Origin of the sequence: Chryseobacterium sp. CH25 (assembly GCF_004119455.1) — a bacterium.
GTDB lineage: Bacteria > Bacteroidota > Bacteroidia > Flavobacteriales > Weeksellaceae > Chryseobacterium.
This window is the reverse complement of the sequence record NZ_NRQT01000039.1, coordinates 1-350: the sequence shown is the minus strand read 5'-3', so window position 1 is coordinate 350 and position 350 is coordinate 1. Positions and strand designations below refer to the sequence as shown.

Annotated in this window: 1 protein-coding gene; it reads right to left on the bottom strand. The window is 38.3% G+C overall.

What is annotated here, in order from left to right:
- Window positions 1–350: hypothetical protein (locus BOQ64_RS23355; RefSeq protein WP_164976904.1), on the bottom strand; the 350-nt coding region annotated here is incomplete at both ends.

Genomic DNA, 350 nt, shown 5'->3' with positions numbered 1-350 from the left:
ATCATAATCTATCATATTATTGCCACCCTCATATCCTGTATCATTCATCGCTGATTCTATCACCTGATTTAAACGGTTTCCTGTGTATTTATACTCAAGGTCATCTACTAAAGCTGATGTTTGCCCTGATACAGGAATTGCTTTTCTTTTTAAAGTATTGATATTCCCATTCAGGTCATAGGTAAGATATTCATCAAAATTACCATTACCGGGATTGGTGGCATTGGGTTCTGAGTAGAAACCATTTTTTAAACGGTTCAGTCGCAGGACGAAGTGGGCAAACTTGTAGGTGTTCACGGTGCTGTCATCGGTAGATATGAACGTGAGGAAGTAAAACCATCTATTGAGAT